A 23,248-nucleotide genomic window follows, 5' to 3' on the forward strand; every position below is an offset into this window, starting at 1 on the left:
GGGCCGTGTGTCCGCTCACCCTCGGAGGGCTACGCGTCCAGCGACGTCATCACGTGCTTGATCCGCGTGTAGTCGTCGAAGCCGTACGCCGACAGGTCCTTGCCGTAGCCGGACTTCTTGAAGCCGCCGTGCGGCATCTCCGCGACCAGCGGGATGTGCGTGTTGATCCACACGCAGCCGAAGTCGAGGGCCTTGGACATGCGCATCGCGCGCGCGTGGTCCTTGGTCCACACCGAGGAGGCGAGGGCGTAGTCGACGCCGTTGGCGTACTCGACGGCCTGCTCCTCGTCGGTGAAGGACTGCACGGTGATGACCGGGCCGAACACCTCGTTCTGGATGATCTCGTCGTCCTGCTTGAGGCCGGAGACGACGGTCGGGGCGTAGAAGTAGCCCTTGTCGCCGACCTGGTGGCCGCCGGCCTCCACCTTGGCGTGCGCGGGCAGGCGCTCGATGAAGCCGGAGACCTGCTTGAGCTGGTTCGGGTTGTTCAGCGGACCGTAGAGCACGTCCTCGTCGTCCGGCTGACCGGTCTTGGTCTCGGAGGCCGCCTTGGCCAGCGCGGCCACGAACTCGTCGTGGATGGACTCGTGGACCAGGACGCGGGTGGCGGCCGTACAGTCCTGCCCTGCGTTGAAGAAGCCCGCCACCGAGATGTCCTCGACGGCCTTGGCGATGTCGGTGTCCTGGAAGACGACGACCGGCGCCTTGCCGCCCAGCTCCAGGTGGACGCGCTTGAGGTCCTTGGACGCGGACTCGGCGACCGACATGCCGGCGCGGACGGAGCCGGTGATGGAGGCCATCGCCGGGGTCGGGTGCTCCACCATCATGCGGCCGGTCTCGCGGTCGCCGCAGATGACGTTGAAGACGCCCTTGGGCAGGATCGAGCCGATGATGTCGGCGATCAGGACCGTGGATGCCGGGGTGGTGTCCGACGGCTTCAGCACGACCGTGTTGCCCGCCGCGATCGCCGGGGCGAACTTCCACACGGCCATCATCATCGGGTAGTTCCACGGCGCGACCTGTGCGCAGACACCGACCGGCTCACGGCGGATGATCGAGGTCATCCCCTCCATGTACTCGCCGGCCGAGCGGCCCTCGAGCATCCGGGCGGCGCCCGCGAAGAAGCGGATCTGGTCGATCATCGGGGGGATCTCCTCCGACCGGGTCAGCCCGATGGGCTTGCCCGTGTTCTCGACCTCGGCCGCGATCAGTTCCTCGGCGCGCTCCTCGAAGGCGTCAGCGATCTTCAGCAGGGCCTTCTGCCGTTCGGCGGGCGTGGTGTCGCGCCAGCCCGGGAAGGCCGCCGCGGCGGCCGCCATCGCGGCGTCGACGTCCGCCTGCCCGGACAGCGGGGCGGTCGCATACGCCTCGCCGGTCGCGGGGTTGACCACCTGGGTGGTCCGTCCGTCGGCGGCGTCACGGAATTCGCCGTCGATGTAGTTGCGCAGACGACGCAGCTCGGTGCTCACTGCGGGCCCTCCAAGTTCGGGTGTCCAATCGCTGAGACACCCACCCTAGTCCGTCGGCCGACGTTTTCAACACCCTCGATTGCGCCAGTGCTGCGAAATCCGCAGACTGAGATCACAGAAACAACGAATTTCATCGATCCCGCCTTGCGGAACTGTCGATCCGTCGTGCACAGTGAGGTCGTGGCCAGTCGAAGCGCAGACCAGAGGGACTCCCGCGAGTCCAAGAACGGCACACCCCAGCTGGACGCCGTCTCCCTCGCCATCATCGAACAGCTCCAGGAGGACGGCCGTCGGCCGTACGCCGCGATCGGCAAGGCCGTCGGCCTGTCGGAGGCGGCGGTGCGCCAGCGCGTCCAGAAGCTGCTCGACCAGGGCGTGATGCAGATCGTCGCCGTCACGGACCCGCTCACCGTGGGCTTCCGCCGGCAGGCGATGGTCGGGGTGAACGTCGAGGGCGACGTGGAGTCCGCGGCCGACGCACTGGCCGCGATGGACGAATGCGAGTACGTCGTGATGACCGCGGGCTCCTTCGACCTCCTGGTGGAGATCGTCTGCGAGGACGACGACCACCTGCTGGAAGTCATCAACAAACGCATCCGGGCCGTCCCCGGAGTGCGCTCCACCGAGAGCTTCGTCTACCTCAAGCTGAAGAAGCAGACCTACATGTGGGGAACCCGATAACCGTGAGGACCCGATAGCCGTGAGTACCAAGGACCTCAGCAAGACCGCGTACGACCACCTGTGGATGCACTTCACCCGCATGTCCTCGTACGAGAACGCGCCCGTCCCCACCATCGTCCGGGGCGAGGGCACCTACATCTACGACGACAAGGGCAAGCGCTACCTCGACGGTCTCGCCGGTCTCTTCGTGGTCCAGGCGGGCCACGGCCGCACCGAACTGGCGGAGACGGCGTTCAAGCAGGCGCAGGAACTGGCGTTCTTCCCGGTGTGGTCCTACGCCCACCCCAAGGCCGTCGAGCTCGCGGAGCGGCTCGCCGACTACGCCCCGGGCGACCTGAACAAGGTCTTCTTCACCACGGGCGGCGGCGAGGCGGTGGAGACCGCCTGGAAGCTCGCCAAGCAGTACTTCAAGCTGGTCGGCAAGCCCACCAAGCACAAGGTCATATCCCGCGCGGTCGCCTACCACGGCACCCCGCAGGGCGCCCTGTCCATCACCGGCCTGCCGGGCCTGAAGGCCCCCTTCGAGCCGCTGGTGCCGGGCGCGCACAAGGTCCCGAACACCAACATCTACCGCGCCCCGATCTTCGGCGACGACCCGGAGGCCTTCGGCCGCTGGGCCGCCGACCAGATCGAGCAGCAGATCCTCTTCGAGGGCCCGGACACCGTCGCGGCCGTGTTCCTGGAGCCGGTGCAGAACGCCGGCGGCTGCTTCCCGCCGCCGCCCGGCTACTTCCAGCGGGTGCGCGAGATCTGCGACCGGTACGACGTGCTGCTGGTCTCGGACGAGGTCATCTGCGCCTTCGGCCGCCTGGGCACGATGTTCGCCTGCGACAAGTTCGGCTACGTCCCGGACATGATCACCTGCGCCAAGGGCATGACCTCGGGCTACTCCCCCATCGGCGCGTGCATCGTCTCCGACCGCCTCGCCGAGCCGTTCTACAAGGGCGACAACACCTTCCTGCACGGCTACACCTTCGGCGGCCACCCGGTCTCCGCCGCGGTGGGCCTGGCCAACCTGGACCTGTTCGAGCGGGAGGGCCTGAACCAGCACGTGCTGGACAACGAGGCCGCGTTCCTCTCCACCCTGCAGAAGCTGCACGACCTGCCGATCGTCGGCGACGTCCGCGGCAACGGCTTCTTCTACGGCATCGAGCTGGTCAAGGACAAGGCGACCAAGGAGTCCTTCGACGAGGAGGAGACCGAGCGCGTCCTGTACGGCTTCCTGTCCAAGGCGCTGTTCGACAACGGCCTGTACTGCCGCGCCGACGACCGCGGTGACCCGGTCGTCCAGCTCGCCCCGCCGCTGGTCTCGAACCAGGAGACCTTCGACGAGATCGAGCAGATCCTGCGCGCCACGCTCACGGAGGCGTGGACCAAGCTGTAGACCCGCGGAGATCCCCGTGCGCCCCGGACGGCACACCGTCCGGGGCGCACGGGCTTCGTCAGGCCGGCGGTCTGCCGGTCAGATGATGGTGTCGTAGATGTTCCAGCCCGTACCGATACCGCTGCGTGAGCCGTACGGCGACGTGGGGCTGCCGGTACCGGGATAGACGTACACGTTCCCGGAGGAGTCCCGGGCGACGAGGTCCGCCTTGCCGTCACCGCTCACGTCACCGGGGCCGACCATGGTGTAGCCGCCCCAGCCCGTACCGGCCTTGACGCGCGGTCCGAAGGGCGACGTCGGACTGCCGGTGCCGGGATAGACGTACAGGTTCCCCGAGGAGTCCCGCGCGAGCAGATCCCCCTTGCCGTCACCGTTGAGGTCGCCGCCGTTGACCATGGTGTAGCCGCCCCAGCCCCAGCCGGCCTTGACGCGCGGCCCGAAGGGCGACGTCGGACTGCCGGTGCCCGGATAGACGTACAGGTTCCCCGAGGAGTCCCGCGCGAGCAGGTCCGTCTTCCCGTCACCGGTCAGGTCCCCCATGCCGAGCATGGTGTAACCGCCCCACCCGTAGCCGGCCTTCACCCGCGCCTTGAAGGGCGCCGACGGGTTGCCGCTGCCCTGGTAGTACCAGAGGTTGCCGGAGCCGTCCCGGGCGACCAGGTCACCCGTGCCGTCGGCGTGGAAGACCGACATCGGCGTCATGGCGTTGTAGCCGCCCCACCCGTAGCCGATCTTGTACCGCGACAGGAACGGCGACGACGCCGCCCCCGTGCCCTGGTACTGCCACAGGTCACCGGAGCCGTCCCGGGCGATGACGTTCTGCCGCGTCGAGGCGGCCGGGCCGGGTACCGCGGAGACGACCTTCACGTCCGCCGAACTCAGGTACGCCAGACGGTGGTTGTAGCGGATCGGATAGTAGGTGGTGGTGCCGCTGATCACCGTTCGGTCGTGCGGGGCGCTGCCGTCGAACGTGGTCGAGCGGTAGTAGCCCGACGTCTCCTTCGCGATGGCGACGTACAACTGCCCGGAGGGAGCGGTGTACTTGGTGAGCGGCGTCACCGGCTGCGCCGTGAGGTCGCTCGGGTAGGCGCTCGCCTCCGGGTAGGCACGCCCGTAGACCGGTATGGAGCTGGCCCCGTCCCGGGCGGTGACCACCGTGAACGCGGAGGTGTCGGAGACCGGAACGGTGTACGAGCCGTGCGGGTTGTAGAACCACGCCTTGATGCCGCCGTACCAGATCGCGGTCCAGTCGTCCTGCTGTGCGGCCACCACGAAGTCCTGACCGGCGACCGCCTTGTCGCTCCAGTCGGCGGCGACGGTCGTTCCGGAGGAGAAGTAGGGATTCGTGATCAGCGATGCGCTGCTCGACGGCCCGGTGCGCAGGTAGACGAAGTCGGCGGGCTGCGCCGACTGGCCGTCGACGGGAGGTTCGTACGACGTGTCGAACGGCGGCGCGATCCGCACCACCTCACCGGCGACGAGCGGCGAGCCGGCCGGGTTGCTGTTCGGCGCGCCGAGCAGCGACATGTAGTGGTTCCAGTCCCAGTAGGTGCCCGGGTCCCAGTGCATGCCGGCCACGTACGCGTCGAGCGGGCCCGTGATGTCGTCGTGGCCGATGATGTGTTCGCGGTCGAGCGGGATGCCGTACCTGCCCGCGAGGTACTTCACCAGCGCGGCGGACGACTCGTACTCCGACTCGGTGTACCAGCTCCCGCCCTGGAGCGCGTAGCCCTCGTGCTCGACGCCGACGGCGTGCTGGTTCATGTACCAGTTGCCCGCATGCCAGGCGACGTCCTTGTCGGCCACCATCTGCGTGACCAGCCCGTCCGAGGAGCGGATCACGTAGTGGGCGCTGGCGCCGGCGGTCGGGTCCTGGAACTGGCCGACCGACGCCGAGTAGCCGCCCTCGGTGTCGTGGATGACGATGTAGTTGATCGCGTCGCCGTCCGAGGGCCGGTCGGCGATGTCGTAGTTGCCGTACTGCGTCTTGTCCGTCGAACTGGTCTGTTGGTACGCAGCGGGTACGAAGTTGCACGTCAGACCGGACGGGCACTCCGGGGCCGGGGTGCTGGTCGCCGTGGCGGCCATGGCGGTGGTGTAGCTCGCGCCCGTCGCGGTGGCGTAGCCGGTGTGCGTGGTGCCGGTGGTCGAGTAGGCGGCCGTGTTCGTCTGCGGCTTCAGCGCGGGCCGCGCGTCGAGCGTCACCTGCTGGCCGTCGGCGGTCACACGGCGGATCCCCGTACGCATGTGGGTGTAGACGCGCTGCGCGAACTGTGCCGCGCCCTTGCTGTCCGGCGACTGGCTGTAACGTTCCACCGCCGCGTACCACTGCGCCGGGTCGGTCGGTAGCCCGCCGGTCGCCGCGCGCTCGTACTCGGCCAGCAGCGCCGCACCTCCGCGTACGCTCTGCCTCATGTCGGTGCGCAGCGATGCCGCCGGTTCGCCGATGAGCTTCGCCGCCTGCTCCAGTGTGTGCAGTGCGGGCGCGTCGGTCTGCACGGCGCCCACAGCGGCCAGCACGTGCTCCGACGGGTGGAAGGATCCCCGACGGTCCTCGCCGCGCAGGTCCAACTCGCGCATGCGTTCGCTCTGCGACGGCTTGCGCACGTCGGTCGAGGACACCTGCGTGAGGCCCATCACATTGTAATTGCCCGTCATGCTCGGCCGGCCCGCATGGGTGTCCCAACGGCTCTGCTGGTACGCCACCGCCGTCAACACGCTCTGCGGCACGTGGAACTCCCGTGCAGCCGAGGCGAAATCGTCCTGCAGGGCACCGGGAGCGACCGCCGACGGGTGTGAGCCACCCAACTGGCCGGCCTGCGCCACGGCCGCGATTCCCGCCGCGACGAGCGCGAGCGCGCCTCCGGCAGCCATTCCCACCCGCACCCTCGACCGGCGGTGTTTTCGCTGCTTGCGATTCAAAGACCGTTCCTGTTCTGGCCATACGCAGGCCGATCAGGGGGGGTGGCAGGCGGACGTTAGCAGGGAAGACGCCCGCGCACACAATGCGCGGGGCGAACAGCGATCATTTGCGTCGGTTTCGCCGGACGGATCGTCCTCCCGGATGATCAGCAACCGCTCCGGGCCATCCGTTCGAGTGAGAAACGGGGGTCCGGGGCCGTTCGCTGTCCGGGCTCCCCGGTGCCACCTGCTTAGCGTGCGAGGTGACCGATCGCCCTTGCCATCGTTCGCCCGAACGGGTCCCCAGGACGGGGATCGGCAGGGGAAAACGGATCAGAACCGAGGTGTACGCGATGGTGGCCCCGTCGGACGACGACGTGCTCTGGGCAAACGCCCTGCACTTCCAGCACAACGGCTCACCCGCGCTGCGCGGGGTCTCGCTAGGGGTACGCGAGGGCGAGATCCTGGCGGTGACCGGCCCGCGCGGCAGCGGCAAGACGACCCTGCTGCAGTGTCTGGCGGGGCTGCTGCCCGCCCAGCGGGGCGAGGTCTGGTTCAACAGCACGCCCGTGCACACCATGGGCCCGCTCACCCGCGAGCGGCTGCGCCGTGACCGGTTCGGCTGGATCGACCCGGTCCCGATGCTCGTCCCCGAGCTGAACGCCTGGGAGAACGCGGCGCTGCCGCTGATGCTGCGCGGCACCAGCCGCCGCCGCGCCAAGACCGCCGCACTGGAGTGGCTGGAACGCCTGGACATCGGCGACAGCGCCCGCAGGCGCCCCCATGAGCTGACCCAGGCGCAGCGGCAGCGGATCGCCGTCGCCCGGGCGCTCGCCACCTGCCCGACGGTGCTCTTCGCGGACGAGCCCACCGCATCCCTGCACCGCGCCGACGGCGCCCAGGTGCTGCGCACGATCACCACCGCGGCCCGCTCGCACGGCATCACCGTCGTCCTCGCCACCCACCCGGCCCAGGCCGCCGGCCTCGCCGACCGGACGGTGTCGCTGCTGGACGGGCGGCGCGTGAACACCGTCCATCTGCCCCCGGTGTCCGAGACGGAAGGCCGTCAGACGTGCTCGCTCTCCGCCTAGCCCGCGGGGCGCGCCCCCTGGTCCAGTTCCGTCGCCTCCTGGTCGTGGCGGCCTCGGCGGGCACGGGCTTCCTGCTGCTGTGCACGCTGGGGTACGCGCTCGGACATCCGGAGGCGGCGGACGGCTCGGCGCTGCGGCTGGCCTGGTGTCTCGCACCGACCGCGGCCACCGTGTACCTGGCGGTCGCCGTCGCCCGCACGGACCCGGGCACCCGTCCACGGTCCGGTCTGGCGGCGATCGGCCTCGGCCCGGCCAGGCTGATGGCCCTGTCGGCGGCGACCACGGCCTTCACGACCGCGCTCGGCTCGCTGCTGGCACTGCTGGGCTTCCTGCACCTGCGCGGTGATCCGACGGGGATGCCGTTCGACGGCGCGGCGGCGGGCCTCCTCGCCGCCGACCAGCCCTTGCCCGTGCCCGCGGCGCTCACGCTGCTGGCGCTGGTGCCGTTCACGGCGTCCGTGGCGACGGCGGTGGCGCTGCGCCCGCGGGGCGAACCGTCACCGCACGGCGGCGACTCCGACCCGGACGCCGACGACGTGGCCGAGGTACCGGCCGAGAATCCGATGCCGGAGCCTCCCGCCGCCCCCCGGCCCGCCCCCGGCGGCCTGCCCTGGGGTGTGGCCGCGCTCGCCGGGGGGTTCGCCGTGGAGGCGCACGCGAGCCGGCCGGGCGGGGCGCCGGGCACGGCCCTGCCCGGTGGGCTCACCGGCGGGCCGGTGGCGGTGCTCGCGGGCTGGGCGCTGACCGCGTTGGGGCTCGCGCTGGCCGGGCCCGCACTGACGCATCTGTGCGGATGGCTGCTGCAGTCGGTGCGCCCCGGTGCCGTGCGACTGCTGGCCGGGCGCGGTCTGCAGGAGGACGCGGGGCCGATCGGCCGGCCGCTCGGGGTGGTGTGCGCGGTGGCGTCGGGTTTCTACGCCATGGCGACGCTGTACGCCGGCACACGCCCGACCCCGGGGCCGCTGACGACGCTGGGCGCGGTGGTGGTGGGAGGCTGCGCGGTCGCGGCGCTGGCGACGGCCGCGGTCGAGGTGAGGCAGGCGCGTGCCGACACGGTCGCCGCGCTGGTGCGGCTGGGTGCCCCGGCCACCGTGCTGCGCACCGCCGCGCTGCTGCGCGCTGCTGCTCTGGTGGCGGTGTTCACGCCGGTGACCTGGGTGGTCGCGGAACTGGCGGCCATGCCGCTGAGGGGCTGAGAGGATCCCGGAATTTTTTTCGACCCCGGCGATGAGTTCTGGGTCGGCGCGCGGTCCATCTCTGCGTACGGCTCATCCGCCACCTTGGAAGAGAGGCCTCTCATGTACCAGCAGATGATCTTCGTGAACCTGCCCGTCGCCGACGTCGAGACGTCGAAGAAGTTCTTCACGGAGCTGGGCTACACGATCAATCCGCAGTTCACGTCGGACGACTGTGCCTGCGTCGTCATCAGCGACACCATCATCGCGATGATGCTGAGCAAGCAGCACTATGCCAACTTCACGAAGAAGGAGATCGCGGACGCGACGAAGACCAGCGAGGTGCTGATCTGTCTGAGCGCCGAAAGCCGGGAGAAGGTCGACGAGCTGGTCGACCGGGCGGTCGCCGCGGGCGGCTCGGTGTCCGGCGAGACCCAGGACTACGGCCACATGTACGGCCGTGCCTTCGACGACCCGGACGGCCACACCTGGGAGGTCATGTGGATGGACCCGGCGGCGGTGCAGGGCTGAGCACGCGCAGGTGAACGCCGGTGCCCGACGGGTGGGTTGAGAACACTTCTGCGGATTTCAAACGCATGGGCGGTTAATGAGCAGGCAAAGGCGACCGTCATGCCGGACATCGGCGTTGACAGTACTCAGCTGCCGCTTATAAACCTGTGAGCCTCTCGGGGATGCTGTGATGGCAGCGCAACATCCCCTGAACCCCCCGCAGTTGCGCATCCCGTGAAGGGCAATCGTGTCCATATCTTCCCGCACCGCTCGAACGGTGCGCATCCTCGGCGTCGCCTCGGCTTCCGCCGCGCTCGCGCTCGGCGTCGCCGGCAACGCGCTCGCCTGCAACATCAGTGAGTTCTCCGCCGTGGCCAAGTGTGACGGTGGCAAGGGTGTCATCGTCGTCACGGACGTCGACGCCTCCGGTACTCCGGCGAACGTCTCCGTCTTCCTCGAGAACAACAGCGCCGACGCGAGGAAGGTCGGCGTGCAGGAGGTGAAGGGGTCCGCTCTGGGCACCACGGTCACCTTCGCCGAGGACTGGCAGCCGAACGCCACCTACCGCATCCGGGTGAAGGCCGGGCACCAGGTCGATGCGGACATCCAGCCGAACCTGACCACCCCGTCGAGGGCCTGCACCACCTCGGAGACCACCCCGCCGGCCTCCGACACCCCGAAGCCGTCGAACTCGCCGGCTCCGACCCCGTCCTCCTCCGCCTCCCCGTCGGGCACGCCGTCGCAGGCGGAGAGCACGGCGCCCGCCACGACCGGGGACAACTCCCCCTCGCCCGCGGCGGGCAGCTCCAACCTCGCCGAGACCGGCGCCAGCTCCAGCACGCCCCTGATCGCCGGCATCGCCGGCGGCCTGGTCGTCATCGGTGGCGGCGCGGTGTTCTTCGGCATGCGCCGCCGCGGCTCGTCGAAGGCGAACCGAGCGAACTGACACGCCGTCAGCGGCCGTGCGAGCAGGCGGTCCGTCCCGTCGGGGGCGGACCGCCTTTCGTCGTGCATCCGTGGTGCTCAGGCGGACGGGTCCCCGAGCACGACGACGTCGCTCGCGTCGAAGACGACCCCGACCTCGTCCCCGGGCTCCGGGGCCGACCGCAGCGGGCAGGCCGCCTCCAGCGCGGGGGCCTCCTCCGGTTGCAGGCGCAGGGCGACGTGGGTGCCGCGGAAGGTGCGGGCGGTCACGGTGCAGCGCAGCCCCTCGGCGGCGGCCGTCAACCGTACGCCCGCCGGGCGGACCAGCAGCGTGCCGGGCCCCTGCGGGGTGCCTTCCGGGACCGGGAGCTTGCCCCATGGGGTGTCCGCGGCCTCACCGGCGACGGTCGCCTCCACCACGTTGTCGAAGCCGAGGAAGCGTGCCACGAACTCGTTCGCGGGCCGCTGCCACACCTCAAGGGGCGTGCCGGACTGGGCGACCCGCCCGTCGCGCATCACCACGACCCGGTCGGCGAGCGCGAAGGCCTCACCCTGGTCGTGGGTGACGGCGAGCACGGTCGTGCCCAGGCGGCCGAACAGGCCGCGCAGTTCGACGACCAGCCGCTCGCGCAGCGACCGGTCGAGCTGGCCCAGCGGCTCGTCCAGCATCAGCAGCCGCGGCCGGGGCGCGAGGGCGCGGGCGAGCGCGACGCGCTGCTGCTCACCGCCGGACAGCTCGGCGACAGCCCTGCGCTCAGCGCCCGGCAGCCCGACGAGGTCGAGCAACTCCCCCACGCGGGACTCCCGTTCGGCGCGCGGGGCACCGCGCATCCGCAGTCCGAAGGCGACGTTGCCGCCCACGTCCCGCTGCGGGAACAGCTGGTGGTCCTGGAACATCAGCCCCACGCCGCGCCGGTGCGCGGGCACCCCGTCCAGGTCCCGTCCGTCGAGGAACACCCGCCCCGCGTCGAGGGGTTGCAGTCCGGCCACGGTCCGCAGCAGCGTCGACTTGCCGCTGCCGCTCGGCCCCAGCACGCACACGATCTCGTGCTCGGCGACCTCGAGGTCCACCCGGTCGAGCGCGGCCCGCCCGTCGAAGCGCACGGTCGCGCCGTGCAGCCTGAGCATCGTCAGAACTCCCCCGTCCGATCGGTCCGCAGCCTCTCCAGGACGCCCAGCGCCACCGCGCACACCACCATCAGAATCGTCGACAGGGCCATCGCCTGCCCGTAGTTGAGATCGCCGGGCCGCGCGAGCAGCCGGGCCACGGCCACCGGCAGCGTCGGGTTGTCGGGCCGCGCGATGAACACGGTCGCCCCGAACTCGCCCAGCGACACGGCGAACGCGAACCCGGCGGCGATCAGCAGCGCCCGCCGCACGAGCGGCAGATCCACCTCGCGCCACACCCGCCACGGCGACGCCCCGAGCACGGCGGCCGCCTCCCGCAGCCGTTCGTCCACGGCCCGCAGCACCGGAAGCATGGTGCGCACCACGAAGGGGGCGCCCACCAGCGCCTGCGCGAGCGGCACCAGGACCCAGGAACCGCGCAGGTCCAGGGGCGGTTTGTCGAGCGCGATCAGGAACCCGAAGCCGACGGTCACCGCGGACACGCCGAGCGGCAGCATCAGCAGCGCGTCGAAGCCCCGTACGAGCCGGCCGGCGTCCCTGCGGGCGAGGGCCGCGGCGGCGAGCGATCCGATCAGCACCGCGATGAGGGTGGCGGCGACGGCGTACTGGAGCGAGTTGCCGATGGCGTCGACGGGCGGGACGAGGAAGGTGCTGTCGTCGGAGCGGGTCAGCGCCTTGTAGTAGGCGAACCCGGGCGCGTCGAGCGAGCGCTGGAGAAGGACCGCGAGCGGCAGGACGAGCAGGAGGGCGACCGTGGCGAGGACCGCGCCGAGCAGCGCCCACTGGCCGGCCCCGCGCGGCCTGCGCGCCGTGCGCGACGCGTCGACCAGCCTGAGCGCGCTCTCCCGGCGGCGCACCGTCCACGCGTGCAGCCCGAGGATCGCGCCCACCGTGACGAACTGGACGATCGTCAGCACGGCGGCGGTGGACAGGTCGAAGATCTCCGAGGTCTGCCGGTAGATCTCCACCTCCAGGGTGGAGAAGGTGGGGCCGCCGAGGATCTGCACCACACCGAAGGAGGTGAAGGTGAACAGGAACACCATCAGCGCGGCGGCGGCCACGGCGGGGCCCAGCGCGGGCAGCGTCACCGTCCGCCAGGACGCGAGCCGGGAGGCGCCGAGCACGCGCGCGGCCTCCTCCTGGCGGGGGTCGAGCTGTGCCCACAGCCCGCCGACGGTGCGGACGACGACGGCGTAGTTGAAGAAGACGTGGGCGAGCAGGATGGCCCACACGGTGGTGTCGAGTCGTACGCCCCACAGGTCGTCGAGGAGTCCGCCGCGGCCCACCAGCGCCAGGAAGGCGGTGCCGACGACGACGGTGGGCAGCACGAACGGGACGGTGACGACGGCACGCAGCACCTGCCTGCCCGGGAAGTCGTAGCGCGCGACGACATACGCGCCGGGCAGCGCGATCAGCAGGGTCAGGGCGGTGGAGGCGAGCGCCTGCCAGGTCGTGAACCACAGCACGTGCCGGATGTCCGGCTGGGCGAGCACATCCACGACGCGCCCGAACCGCCATGCTCCGTCCGCCTTCAGACCGCGCGCGAGGATCGCGGCGACGGGGTAGGCGAAGAAGACCGCGAAGAACGCGACGGGCAGGGCCATCAGCCCGAGCCGCGCCGCGTTCCCCCGCCTGCGTGGGGTCACTTCAGTACGAGCGACGTCCACGCCTTGACCCACTGGTCACGGTCGGCTGCGATCTTCGTGGGATCCATGGTCTCGGGGCTCTTGGCCGCGGGCCCGTACTCGGTGAACTCGGCGGGCACCTTCGCGCCCCTGACCACCGGGTAGACGAACATGTTGAGCGGCATGTCCTCCTGGAACCTCCTGCTGATCAGGAAGTCGATGAAGGCCTTGCCGCCCTTGGTGTTGTGGGCGCCCGTCAGCAGGCCGGCGAACTCGATCTGGCGGAAGCAGGTGCCGGTGGCGACACCGGTCGGCGCGGTCTTGGGGCGCGGCTGGGCGTAGACCACCTCGGCGGGCGGCGAAGAGGCGTAGGAGACGACGAGCGGCCGGTCACCCTTGGCCTTCCTGCCCCCGGCGGAGCCGGAGAACTCCTGGTCGTACGCCTGTTCCCAGCCGTCGACCACCTTCACACCGTTGGCCTTGAGCTTCTTCCAGTAGCCCTGCCAGCCGGTGTCGCCGTACTTGGCGGCGCTGCCGAGCAGGAAGCCGAGGCCCGGCGAGGAGGTGGCGGCGTTCTCGGTGACGAGGAGGTTCTTGTACTGGGGCTTGACGAGATCGTCGAACGAGGTGGGCGGGGTCAGCTGGTGGTCGGCGAAGTACTTCTTGTCGTAGTTGACGCAGATGTCGCCGTAGTCGATGGGCGTGACCCGGTGCTTGCCCTGGTCCAGCTGGTACTCGGTGCCGACCTGGTCGAGACCCTTGGCCTCGTACGACTGGAACAGGCCGTTGTCCAGGGCCCGCGACAGCAGCGTGTTGTCGACGCCGAAGAACACGTCGCCCTGTGGGTTGTCCTTCGTCAGGATCGCCTTGTTGACGGCCTGGCCCGCGTCGCCGTCCTTGAGGACCTTGACGGTGTAGCCGGACTCCTTCTCGAACGCCGCGATGACGCTCTTCGAGGCGGCCCACGAGTCGTGGCTGACGAGGGTGACGGTCTTGGAGTCGCCGCCGCCGGCGCTACCGCCTCCCGAGCCGGACGACCCGCACGCGGACAACGTGACCATGCCCAGCCCGACGACCACGGCCGCGAACTGCCTACCGGTAATGCTCAACTGATTCCTCCTGGGGGTGACCAGGAAGAGACGCGGCCCTGCCCGGGACCTTTCGTCGGTTCCCGGGCAGGGCGCAACAGCTCGAGTGAAGACCGAACTCCCTACCCAGAATGACCTGGGCGAGGTTCAGAGGGTCTGCGGTCGACACCGCACTCTCAGCGCTGTGGCGCTCCCCTGTCGGAATATGAAGATGTACGTACTGATGGAACAGCCCTCAGACTACCGCTCGGTGGCGGCGAGCTGACCGCACGCCCCGTCGATCTCCTGACCACGGGTGTCGCGGATCGTCACCGGTACACCATGGGCGGCGATCGCCTCGACGAACGCCTTCTCGTCCTCGGGGCGGGAGGCGGTCCACTTGGAGCCTGGCGTCGGGTTCAGCGGGATGAGGTTGACGTGCACGGGCTTGCCCTTGAGCAGCCGGCCGAGCAGATCCCCACGCCACGCCTGGTCGTTGATGTCCCGGATGAGGGCGTACTCGATGGACAGCCGACGCCCGGACTTCTCGACGTAGTCGAACCCGGCGTCGAGGACCTCGCGCACCTTCCACCGCGTGTTGACGGGGACGAGGGTGTCGCGCAGCTCGTCGTCGGGGGCGTGCAGGGAGATGGCGAGACGGCACTTGAAGCCCTCGTCGGCGAACCGGTGGATGGCCGGCACCAGTCCGACCGTCGACACGGTGATACCGCGCTGGGAGAGCCCGAGCCCGTCCGGCGCGGGATCGGTGAGCGCCCGAATCGCACCCACGACGCGCTTGTAGTTGGCGAGGGGCTCGCCCATGCCCATGAAGACGATGTTGGACAGCCGCGCCGGCCCACCGGGGATCTCACCGTCACGCAGGGCCCTCATCCCGTCCACGATCTGGTGCACGATCTCGGCCGTGGACAGATTACGGTCGAGACCGGCCTGACCGGTGGCGCAGAAGGGGCAGTTCATGCCGCAGCCCGCCTGCGAGCTGATGCACATGGTGACCCGGTCCGGGTAGCGCATGAGCACGGACTCGACGAGCGTGCCGTCGAACAGCCGCCACAGCGTCTTGCGGGTGGTGCCCTGGTCGGTCGACAGGTGCCGCACGACCGTCATCAGCTCCGGCAGCAGCGCCTCCTGCAGCTTGGCGCGGGAGGGCGCCGGGATGTCGGTCCACTGCTCCGGCGCGTGCGCGAACCGCGCGAAGTAGTGCTGCGAGAGCTGCTTGGCGCGAAACGGCTTCTCGCCGATCGCGGCGACCGCCTCCTTGCGCTCGGCGGGCGAGAGATCGGCGAGATGCCGCGGCGGCGTCTTGGCTCCGCGCGGGGCGACGAAAGTGAGTTCTCCGGGCTTAGGCATGGCTCAACCAGTGTCGCAGATCCAATCGGGTGACCTGCGGCTGTCGCTCGCTACGACTGTCGTTAGTAGTCGTCACCGGTCGCCACTGAGCGGCCTCGGACGGCCCAGAGACGGCCCAGCGAAGATCACTCGTCGGCCGCCAGCCACTCATCGAGCCGGACCTCGACCTGGTGGTTGTGGGCGGCGCCCCAGATGACCTCCCCACATACGGAGGCCCCAAGGGCCGTGAGGTCCATCCCGCGCGGCATGGCCGTGATCTCCGCCAGCGCTATGGCGTTCGGCACGCCGTCTATACGTATGAAGACCCCGAACCGCTGGCGACCGACGACCTCACCCGTGATCCGGGTTCCTACAGGCAGGGCCGCGACGGTTGCCGCCCAGCTCGACCGGACCGCGTCAGCGGCCGGCACTTCAGGGCCCGTGGGCCACGCGTACTCATCCATCGCTAGATCATGACGCCCTGGAACCGGTGCTTAGAAGATGCGGGCATGCCGTGGTGAGCCGGTCAGATCGCCTCGTCCCCGCCACCGCGCGGAGCCGCTGAGCGCTGCTGCCGTCTGCCGTCGTTGCCATCAGCGCTGCCGTCATCGCGTTCGCCGCATAGTGCTGCGGTCGCTGCTATTTGTGCGGCAACGGGTACCGCGTCACGAATTTCGGAGTGGTCCATCGCCGTGATATGCGGGTCGATCGGAGCGAGAGCATGGTCAAGTGGACATAGCGACGCACTTGCGCAGCCTCATGGGCTCCTTGTCCCGGGAAAGCGGCGTCTTCGGACACGTGGTCACTACGGCCGGCACATCTGCTCCTGAACTCGTGCGCGAAGTGGCTGCAGAGGCGGAACGGACCTGGAAGGACTACGCCGTCGCGGGGGCCGTCGGTCCTGACTCACCAGATGAGGTCGAGGTGGCGCTCTCACGGATCGGCGGTGACCGTGCTGCGGACCTCCTGACCTACCTGGCGGCTGAAGACCTCGTGTTCCCGGCGACGCCACGCCGCGACCGTGCGCATGCTCACCGAGCGGCTGAGCGGGTCGTGCGCCTGCTCGGCTACCAGGCCGACTGGTACACGAACATCAGTGATCTCTCGCTCCAGGCACGCGCGTGGAACCCCGTCACCCGACATACCTTCGACGGAGTCGTCGCGGGGGTTGGAAATGGCTTCGCCGTGGTATTGCTGCAGGTCGGCGAGGACTAGGGCCTACGGCAGCGCGCCTCTTGCTGCCGCCCCTGCCTGCTCGAACTCCTCGGCCGGGATGACAACGGCGGTGAACTCCTCCTGCTCGTTGATCTCCTCAAGCGGCGGCACAGGCACCTCTCCTAACATGGTGCTCGGGCTCCACCGCGACTCGTCCGCCCAATCGAGCCGGCCATCACGGAATACCTCGGTCTTGCGGACCTCGTACCGGTCTTCGCCGACCTCGCTGAGGATCTCCACCGGCTCATCGGAGAAGTCGTGATGCCAGATGACCTTGAGATACCACACGAGTTGCCTGCCTCAGCGTCCCTAGTTTGGAAGATCGCGTACGGGGATCGTGGCTGACCTGGGAAGGCGGTGGCCTGTGCGTTCCCGGAACGCTCGCCGCCATTCCCCGGTGTGCCCCGATGGGCGCCGCTCGATCGGGCACGCCGTGGGCACGAGGGGCGCCCTCGGACCTGCGGCAGTTCTGGCTGATCCAGGTGCGAGCGAGGTGGTTACTGCACCAGATAGAAGCGAACTCTTACCTGATACGCCCCTTAAGACAATCATTACTCTCGTATGGTCTTGTCATGGACATTCTGATACCTGGGCTCGCGCCAACGGTGGTCGGCGTGGTGAGCTTCGCTGTGGTCTTCGTCTGCATGACCAAGGTTCTTTTGCCGCGCATCAACAAGGTTCTCGGCGAACGGAGGGACGCCATCGAGGGCCAGATGGAATGTGCTGAACAGTTGGCAGCGGAAGCCGGTGAAGTCGTCGCGAAGTATCGCGAGGAGCTGGCTGAGGCCCGACACGAGGCGGCGCGCCTGCGCCAGGAGGCTTTGGAGCAGGGCACACAACTGATAGCCGAGCTTCGCGCTGAGGGCCTGCGGGAACGCGAGGCGATGATCGTGGAAGCTCAGGCACGGCTCGGGGCCGATCGCGTCATTGCGGAGACGGAGCTGCGGGGAGACGTCGTGTCGTTGGCCACGGAGCTGGCCGGTCGAGTGGTGGGCGAAACTCTCGAAGGCGTCGCCAACAGCGAGATCGTGGACCGCTTCTTCTCAGACCTTGATGCTCGAAGCGCGGCGGGCTTGCAGTAGTCGCCACCTCAACCCACCACTTCTCCCAGCTCTCATCCCGTCCGCCGTCGACCCGCACACCGTGGAGCGGGCGTGGTCCATGGCGTCCAGGTGGAGCGCGCCACTGTACGAACGACTGTGAGGATTGACCACGGCGCCGCTGGGCAGGCCTGACCCACCGAACGAATGACGCTTCGAGCTGTCCTCTCCAGGAATGGACGCCATGGGCCGCGTCTGCTCGGCTCAGCCTGGGTCGACGGTGGACGGGATGAGAGCATCCCGCGCACGCCACAATGCACCTGCGGTCGGGAACGGTGCCCCCTCCATCCCGGTGCCGGCCGATCCCCCGCCGGAGGCACTGTTCTGACCGTGGTCGCGCTAAGGAGTGATCGACTCATGGCCTCCGGCCCTATCCTCCAGTGGGCGCGCGTCGGCGCAGCCCGCGCGGAGCGGGCCGAAGGCAGGAGCGTCGCGCGGAGCGGAGCCGGGAAGCGTGCCCGGCGGAGCGGAGCGCAGCCGGGCCTTGATCTCGGAGGCCGATGAGGACGGCAAGTACGAGTCCGCTCGTGAGCACGGCATGCACGCGCTGAGGCACTTCTACGCCTCGGTCCTGCTCGACGCGGGAGAGAGCATCAAGGCCGTGAGCGAGTACCTCGGGCACTCCGACCCTGGGCTGACCCTGCGGGTGTACGCGCACCTGATGCCGTCGAGCGAGGAGCGTACAAGGAAGGCCGTGGATCGGGTGCTTCTCCCGGCCCCGCGTGAGCCTGACGGCCCAGAGACGGCCCAGTGACCCACACCAGGCCCCCTATCCGCGCCGAACGCGCTGGTAGGGGGCTTGTTGCTGCCCAACTACTGCCAGTTCTCCGGGCTTGGGCATGGTCCTCCCAGTGTCTCAGATCCACTGGTGTGGCCCGCGACCCAGGATTCACGAGCTCGCAAGGGCCCGTTCCGGGCTCCTGCCGGGCGGACCGCAGGGTCCTTCAGCCGGTCGGTGTGACGCGGATGGCGGCGATGTCGAACTGGAGGCGGACCTTCTCGCTCACCATGGCACCACCCTCGGCCAGCCTGGAGTCGTAGGTGAGGCCCCAGTCGGAACGGTTGATCGTGGTGGTGCCGTCGAAACCGACGCGCTCGTAACCGAACGGGTCCGTCACATGGCCGATGTAGGTGAGTTCCAGGTCGACGGGGCGCGTGGTGTCCTTGATGGTGAGGTCACCGGTCATGCGGTAGACGTCCTTGCCCGCGAGCTGCACGGCGGTGCTGGTGAAGATCATCCGTGGGTAGGTCGCGGAGTCCAGGAAGTCGCGGCCGACCAGGTGTGTGTCGCGTTGCTCGACACCGGTGTCGACGCTGGCGGTGAACAACGCGATGTCGGCACGGGAGCGGGCCGGGTCACGGCCGTCGAAGTAGAGGCGGCTGTCGTACTCCAGGAAGGCGCCGCGCACCGTCGTCACCATGGCGTGGCGGACGGAGAACCCGATCCTGCTGTGCGCGGGGTCGATGATCCACTCGCCGGTGAGGGCCTGCAGGGCGGGATCAGGCAGAGCGCCGGCCGCGGGATGCTCCGGGGCGCCGGAGGCCACGGGTGCGGCGGGAGCCGCCGCGCGTCGGAGGGGAGAGCTGCGGCCAAAAAGGTTCATGCCGCATGTAGTTATGTCAGGGCAACCGGGGCCCGCAAGGCCTGGTCAGGAAACCCGACCCTTCCTCAGCACACCTTCACAGGTGTGCGCGTCTCCTGGGGCGGGGCGGGACGGAGGGGCCCACCGCTCTGTGGACGACGGGCCCCTCCGGCACCGTGAGCCGCGCGGACGCCGGTCGGCCAGGTCAGGCCGACCCCACGAAGACCACCATCAGCAGCCACACCACCGGCGCCGTCGGCAGCAGCGAGTCCAGCCGGTCCATGATGCCCCCATGACCCGGCAGCAGTGTGCCCATGTCCTTGATGCCCAGGTCTCGTTTGATCATCGACTCGCCGAGGTCGCCGAGCGTGGCGCTGGCCGCGACCGCGAGACCCAGCAGCAGGCCCTGCCACCAGGAACCGCCGTCGATCAGGAACTGCATGCACAGCGCGCCCGCGCCCATCGCGAAGGTGACGGCCCCGATGAGGCCCTCGCGGGTCTTGCCGGGACTGATGCGCGGGGCGAGCTTGTGCCGGCCGAAGCGCCAGCCGATCGCGTACGCGCCGGTGTCGCTGACGACCGTCAGGAGCAGGAAGGTCAGGACACGCCGCGGGCCGTCGTCGGCCGTGAGCATCATGGCGACGAACGTGGCCAGGAACGGCACGTAGAAGGCCGCGAAGACGCCTGCTGTGACGTCCCGGAGGTAGCCGTCCGGCGGTTCCGTCATGCGCCACACCAGGGCCGCGAGCGCGGTCAGCGCCATCGCCACCCAGGCTCCCTCGGCGCCCCGCACATACCCGGCGACGATCATCGCCGCGCCACCGACCGCGAGCGGCACCAGGGGTGCCTTGATGCCCTTGCGTTCCTCCAGCCGCTTCGTCAGCTCCCACAGGCCCACCACGACGGCGACCGCTATGACGCCGACGAACACGGCCTTGACGATGAACAACGAGGCGACGATCACGACGCCGAGCCCGACGCCGACCCCTATGGCCGCGCCCAGGTCACGGCCCGCACTCTTCTTCTGAGGTGCGGGTGCCGGCTGCGGGACGTCGGGCATGGGCTCCGTATTCTGCTGCGCCGCCCACGGGGACGGTACTTGCGGCGTCTCGTCGCGGAACAAGGGGCCGCGTCGACGGGCGGCGGCCCCCCGGTCGTCATCCTGGTCTCCGCCGGGCGCGGGTACCTCGGGCACGATGGGCATGGGGCGAGTCTGCTGGGCGTCATGCGCATCGTACGCGGGACCCGCCGGGCCGAGGCCCTGGCCAGGCCCCTGCTCGGTGGGCCCCCAGTACCCGGCCTGTGGCGGCGCCCCCCAGGAAGAGTCGTTCATCAGACCTCGAGCAGCTCGGCTTCCTTGTGCTTGAGCAGCTCGTCCACCTGGGCAACGTACTTCGCGGTGGTGTCGTCGAGCTCCTTCTCCGCACGGCGGCCCTCGTCCTCGCCGACCTCGCCGTCCTTGACGAGCTTGTCGATGGCGTCCTTGGCCTTGCGGCGCACGGAGCGGATCGAGACCTTCGCGTCCTCGCCCTTGCCCTTGGCGACCTTGATGTACTCGCGGCGCCGTTCCTCGGTGAGCTCGGGGAACACCACGCGGATGATGTTGCCGTCATTGCTCGGGTTGACGCCCAGGTCGGAGTCGCGGATCGCCTGCTCGATGTTGCGCAGCGCGCTCTTGTCGAACGGCGTCACCACGGCCATACGCGGTTCCGGCACCGAGAACGAGGCCAGCTGGTTGATCGGCGTCGGTGCGCCGTAGTAGTCGGCCACGATCTTGTTGAACATCGCCGGGTGCGCACGACCGGTGCGGATCGCGGCGAAGTCCTCCTTGGCGACCACGACGGCCTTCTCCATCTTCTCCTCGGCCTCGAGGAGGGTCTCTTCGATCACCACTTGCTCCTGCGTGTCTTGAGTAGGCCCGGCAACGGTCCTCATCGGTCTGCGGCCGGCTGCGTCGCGTCTTCTTCCTGCACGGTTCCCGACCGGCAGGACATTGTCCATCCCCCGGTCAGGGTCCGTCGCCCCGTCGGGGTGCACCCCCGGCGGGTCTGCCTCCGGTCACTCCCGGCTGCCTTGGTCACCCACGAGTGTGCCGATCTTCTCACCCTTGACGGCCCGGGCGATATTGCCCTCCGCCAGCAGTTCGAAGACGAGGATGGGCAGCTTGTTGTCCCGGCACAGCGTGATCGCGGTCATGTCGGCGACCTTCAGGTCGCGGGTGATGACCTCTCCGTAGCTGAGGGAGTCGAACTTGACGGCCTCGGGGTTGGTCTTCGGGTCGGAGTCGTAGACCCCGTCCACACCGTTCTTGCCCATCAGCAGCGCCTCGGCGTCGATCTCCAGGGCACGCTGGGCGGCGGTCGTGTCGGTGGAGAAGTACGGCATGCCCATACCGGCGCCGAAGATGACCACACGGCCCTTCTCCAGGTGGCGCACGGCACGCAGCGGGATGTACGGCTCGGCGACCTGGCCCATGGTGATGGCGGTCTGCACACGCGAGTCGATGCCCTCCTTCTCCAGGAAGTCCTGGAGGGCGAGGCAGTTCATGACCGTGCCCAGCATGCCCATGTAGTCGGAGCGGGCCCGGTCCATGCCGCGCTGCTGGAGTTCCGCGCCGCGGAAGAAGTTGCCGCCACCGATGACGACGGCGATCTGGGATCCGTCGCGCACCACGGCCGCGATCTCCCGGGCGATGGCATGCACCACGTCCGGGTCGACACCCAGTCCGGTGCCGCCGGAGAACGCCTCTCCGGACAGCTTCAGCAGGAACCGGCCGCGAACTTTGCCGTCGTCGCTCTTCTCGGCCTTGGTGGTCATGGAGATCTCCTCGTGGTGCGCATACGAAGAAGGCCATTGCCGGTGGGGCGTGTTTCGCATCCCATGCGCGGCAATGGCCTCCTCGTCAGATCTGCTGTCGTCCGCCACACGCGTGTGCGGGTCGGCGCACGCGAACGGCGGGGACGACTGCTTTCGACCCTACCGGGGTCGCGCGTCGATCGCGGTCCGGACTCAGATGCCGACCTTGATGCGCGTGAAGCGCTTCAGGGTGACACCGGCCTCTTCCAGGACCTTCTGGACGGACTTCTTGTTGTCCAGCGCGTAGGGCTGACCGAGCAGCGTGGCGTCCTTGAAGAAGCCGTTGAGGCGACCCTCGACGATCTTCGGCAGGGCGGCCTCGGGCTTGCCCTCGGCGCGGGTGGTCTCCTCGGCGATGCGGCGCTCGGACTCGACGACCTCGGCCGGGACGTCCTCCTTGGAGAGGTACTTCGGCGCGAAGGCGGCGATGTGCTGGGCGACGCCCTTGGCGACCTCGGCGTTCGGCTTGTCGAGCTCCACGAGCACACCGATCTGGAACGGCAGGTCGGGCATCGTGCGGTGCATGTACGCCGACACGTAGCCGTCGGCGAACTGCGCGAAGCGGTCGAGGACGATCTTCTCGCCGAGGTTGGCGTTGGCCTCGTCGACGAACGCCTGCACGGTCTTGCCGGGCTCGATCTCGGAGGCGAGCAGGGCCTCGAGGTCGGCCGGGGAGGTCTTGGCGACGTGCTCGGCGATCGCCTGGGCGACGGCCTGGAACTTCTCGCCCTTGGCGACGAAGTCGGTCTCGCACTTCAGCTCGACAAGGACACCGGAGGAGTTGTCGTCGGCGATGATGGAGACCACGGCGCCGTTCTCGGCGGAGCGGCCCTCGCGCTTGGCGACGCCCTTCTGGCCCTTGATGCGGAGCGCCTCGACGGCCTTGTCGACGTTGCCCTCGGCCTCGTCCAGCGCCTTCTTGCAGTCCATCATGCCGGCGCCGGTGAGCTCACGGAGCTTCTTGACGTCGGCGGCGGTGTAGTTCGCCATGATTTTCGTGAATCTCTTCTCGGAGTTCGAAGTCTCGAAGGGGCGGCCGCCGACCCGGGGACGGGCGACCGCCGAAGATCTACGGGCTACGAAGATCTGCCGCCGGTGAAGATCCGCCGATGCGGATCCGTCGGCCTGAAGCAGATCTAAGGGCTACGGATGAACGGCGGGTGGCGCGCACGGCGCCGCCCGCCCTCACATC

At 69.4% G+C, this 23,248-nt stretch carries 21 protein-coding genes, 1 pseudogene and 1 riboswitch; of the genes and pseudogenes, 9 read left to right on the forward strand and 13 right to left on the reverse strand.

Features of this window, described 5'->3' with window-relative positions; all coding sequences use genetic code 11:
* Positions 1–29: 29 nt before the first annotated feature.
* Positions 30–1,469, reverse strand: a complete 1,440-nt coding sequence (locus ACFYZJ_RS21695) for a gamma-aminobutyraldehyde dehydrogenase (RefSeq protein WP_388570497.1) — start codon at positions 1,467–1,469, stop codon at positions 30–32.
* Positions 1,470–1,634: 165 nt separating this feature from the next.
* Between ACFYZJ_RS21695 and ACFYZJ_RS21700 the strand changes: the two genes are divergently transcribed.
* Both ACFYZJ_RS21700 and ACFYZJ_RS21705 read left to right on the forward strand, forming a co-directional pair.
* A complete protein-coding gene (locus tag ACFYZJ_RS21700; RefSeq protein ID WP_103839939.1) occupies positions 1,635–2,150 on the forward strand; it encodes an Lrp/AsnC family transcriptional regulator in 516 nt (171 codons plus the stop codon).
* Positions 2,151–2,169: 19 nt separating this feature from the next.
* A complete protein-coding gene (locus tag ACFYZJ_RS21705) occupies positions 2,170–3,534 on the forward strand; it encodes an aspartate aminotransferase family protein (protein ID WP_388570498.1) in 1,365 nt (454 codons plus the stop codon).
* 78 nt (positions 3,535–3,612) lie between these two features.
* On the opposite strand, the gene ACFYZJ_RS21710 is transcribed toward ACFYZJ_RS21705, so the two are convergent.
* Positions 3,613–6,408 (reverse strand): N-acetylmuramoyl-L-alanine amidase, encoded by a 2,796-nt coding sequence (locus tag ACFYZJ_RS21710; protein WP_388570500.1) that lies wholly within the window; start codon positions 6,406–6,408, stop codon positions 3,613–3,615.
* 380 nt (positions 6,409–6,788) lie between these two features.
* Here ACFYZJ_RS21710 and ACFYZJ_RS21715 point away from each other — a divergent pair, with 380 nt between their 5' ends.
* From ACFYZJ_RS21715 to ACFYZJ_RS21730, 4 genes are all read left to right on the forward strand, one after another.
* Positions 6,789–7,526, forward strand: a complete 738-nt coding sequence (locus tag ACFYZJ_RS21715; protein WP_388570502.1) for an ABC transporter ATP-binding protein — start codon at positions 6,789–6,791, stop codon at positions 7,524–7,526.
* Positions 7,508–8,722, forward strand: coding sequence for a hypothetical protein (locus ACFYZJ_RS21720; protein ID WP_388570504.1), 1,215 nt, complete (start codon positions 7,508–7,510; stop codon positions 8,720–8,722). The genes ACFYZJ_RS21715 and ACFYZJ_RS21720 overlap by 19 nt, the downstream gene beginning before the upstream one ends.
* A gap of 102 nt (positions 8,723–8,824) precedes the next feature.
* Positions 8,825–9,232 carry a VOC family protein gene (locus ACFYZJ_RS21725; protein WP_388570505.1) on the forward strand — a complete coding sequence of 136 codons (408 nt, stop codon included), beginning with the start codon at positions 8,825–8,827 and terminating at the stop codon, positions 9,230–9,232.
* 226 nt (positions 9,233–9,458) lie between these two features.
* A complete protein-coding gene (locus ACFYZJ_RS21730; protein ID WP_388570507.1) occupies positions 9,459–10,157 on the forward strand; it encodes an LAETG motif-containing sortase-dependent surface protein in 699 nt (232 codons plus the stop codon).
* Positions 10,158–10,234: 77 nt separating this feature from the next.
* On the opposite strand, the gene ACFYZJ_RS21735 is transcribed toward ACFYZJ_RS21730, so the two are convergent.
* The 5 genes from ACFYZJ_RS21735 to ACFYZJ_RS21755 form a co-directional block, all read right to left on the reverse strand.
* Positions 10,235–11,263 (reverse strand): ABC transporter ATP-binding protein, encoded by a 1,029-nt coding sequence (locus ACFYZJ_RS21735; RefSeq protein ID WP_388570509.1) that lies wholly within the window; start codon positions 11,261–11,263, stop codon positions 10,235–10,237.
* A 2-nt stretch (positions 11,264–11,265) separates the two neighbouring features.
* Positions 11,266–12,930, reverse strand: a complete 1,665-nt coding sequence (locus tag ACFYZJ_RS21740) for an ABC transporter permease (RefSeq protein WP_388570510.1) — start codon at positions 12,928–12,930, stop codon at positions 11,266–11,268.
* Positions 12,906–13,949: a thiamine ABC transporter substrate binding subunit gene (locus ACFYZJ_RS21745; protein ID WP_388570773.1), complete on the reverse strand. Its 1,044-nt coding sequence runs from the start codon at positions 13,947–13,949 to the stop codon at positions 12,906–12,908. Before ACFYZJ_RS21745 ends, ACFYZJ_RS21740 begins: the two co-directional genes overlap by 25 nt.
* Positions 13,950–14,077: 128 nt before the next feature.
* A riboswitch (TPP riboswitch) is annotated at positions 14,078–14,183 on the reverse strand.
* A 33-nt stretch (positions 14,184–14,216) separates the two neighbouring features.
* Positions 14,217–15,323 carry a 23S rRNA (adenine(2503)-C(2))-methyltransferase RlmN gene (rlmN, locus tag ACFYZJ_RS21750; protein WP_388570512.1) on the reverse strand — a complete coding sequence of 369 codons (1,107 nt, stop codon included), beginning with the start codon at positions 15,321–15,323 and terminating at the stop codon, positions 14,217–14,219.
* A 125-nt stretch (positions 15,324–15,448) separates the two neighbouring features.
* Positions 15,449–15,766 (reverse strand): hypothetical protein, encoded by a 318-nt coding sequence (locus tag ACFYZJ_RS21755; RefSeq protein WP_388570514.1) that lies wholly within the window; start codon positions 15,764–15,766, stop codon positions 15,449–15,451.
* 265 nt (positions 15,767–16,031) lie between these two features.
* Here ACFYZJ_RS21755 and ACFYZJ_RS21760 point away from each other — a divergent pair, with 265 nt between their 5' ends.
* Positions 16,032–16,517, forward strand: coding sequence for a hypothetical protein (locus ACFYZJ_RS21760; protein ID WP_388570516.1), 486 nt, complete (start codon positions 16,032–16,034; stop codon positions 16,515–16,517).
* Positions 16,518–16,520: 3 nt separating this feature from the next.
* On the opposite strand, the gene ACFYZJ_RS21765 is transcribed toward ACFYZJ_RS21760, so the two are convergent.
* Positions 16,521–16,805, reverse strand: coding sequence for a DUF6881 domain-containing protein (locus tag ACFYZJ_RS21765; RefSeq protein WP_388570518.1), 285 nt, complete (start codon positions 16,803–16,805; stop codon positions 16,521–16,523).
* Between the two features lie 284 nt (positions 16,806–17,089).
* Here ACFYZJ_RS21765 and atpF point away from each other — a divergent pair, with 284 nt between their 5' ends.
* Both atpF and ACFYZJ_RS21775 read left to right on the forward strand, forming a co-directional pair.
* Positions 17,090–17,599, forward strand: coding sequence for a F0F1 ATP synthase subunit B (gene atpF / locus ACFYZJ_RS21770; protein WP_388570520.1), 510 nt, complete (start codon positions 17,090–17,092; stop codon positions 17,597–17,599).
* A 523-nt stretch (positions 17,600–18,122) separates the two neighbouring features.
* Positions 18,123–18,371: pseudogene (locus tag ACFYZJ_RS21775) on the forward strand (tyrosine-type recombinase/integrase); the annotation flags it as partial.
* A gap of 190 nt (positions 18,372–18,561) precedes the next feature.
* Here the strand turns inward: ACFYZJ_RS21775 and ACFYZJ_RS21780 are convergent.
* From ACFYZJ_RS21780 to tsf, 5 genes are all read right to left on the reverse strand, one after another.
* Complete coding sequence (locus ACFYZJ_RS21780) at positions 18,562–19,221, reverse strand: YceI family protein (RefSeq protein ID WP_388570522.1); 660 nt, start codon at positions 19,219–19,221, stop codon at positions 18,562–18,564.
* 184 nt (positions 19,222–19,405) lie between these two features.
* Complete coding sequence (locus ACFYZJ_RS21785) at positions 19,406–20,533, reverse strand: phosphatidate cytidylyltransferase (RefSeq protein WP_388570524.1); 1,128 nt, start codon at positions 20,531–20,533, stop codon at positions 19,406–19,408.
* Positions 20,533–21,090, reverse strand: a complete 558-nt coding sequence (frr, locus tag ACFYZJ_RS21790; protein WP_044388432.1) for a ribosome recycling factor — start codon at positions 21,088–21,090, stop codon at positions 20,533–20,535. Before frr ends, ACFYZJ_RS21785 begins: the two co-directional genes overlap by 1 nt.
* Before the next feature lie 168 nt (positions 21,091–21,258).
* Entirely contained in the window at positions 21,259–22,017 is a 759-nt protein-coding gene (pyrH, locus tag ACFYZJ_RS21795; protein WP_388570526.1) for a UMP kinase, read from the reverse strand.
* A 192-nt stretch (positions 22,018–22,209) separates the two neighbouring features.
* Positions 22,210–23,046 carry a translation elongation factor Ts gene (gene tsf, locus ACFYZJ_RS21800; RefSeq protein ID WP_103839951.1) on the reverse strand — a complete coding sequence of 279 codons (837 nt, stop codon included), beginning with the start codon at positions 23,044–23,046 and terminating at the stop codon, positions 22,210–22,212.
* Between the last annotated feature and the right edge of the window lie 202 nt (positions 23,047–23,248).

The sequence above is a fragment of the Streptomyces sp. NPDC001848 genome (assembly GCF_042891915.1).
Classification (GTDB): Bacteria; Actinomycetota; Actinomycetes; order Streptomycetales; family Streptomycetaceae; genus Streptomyces.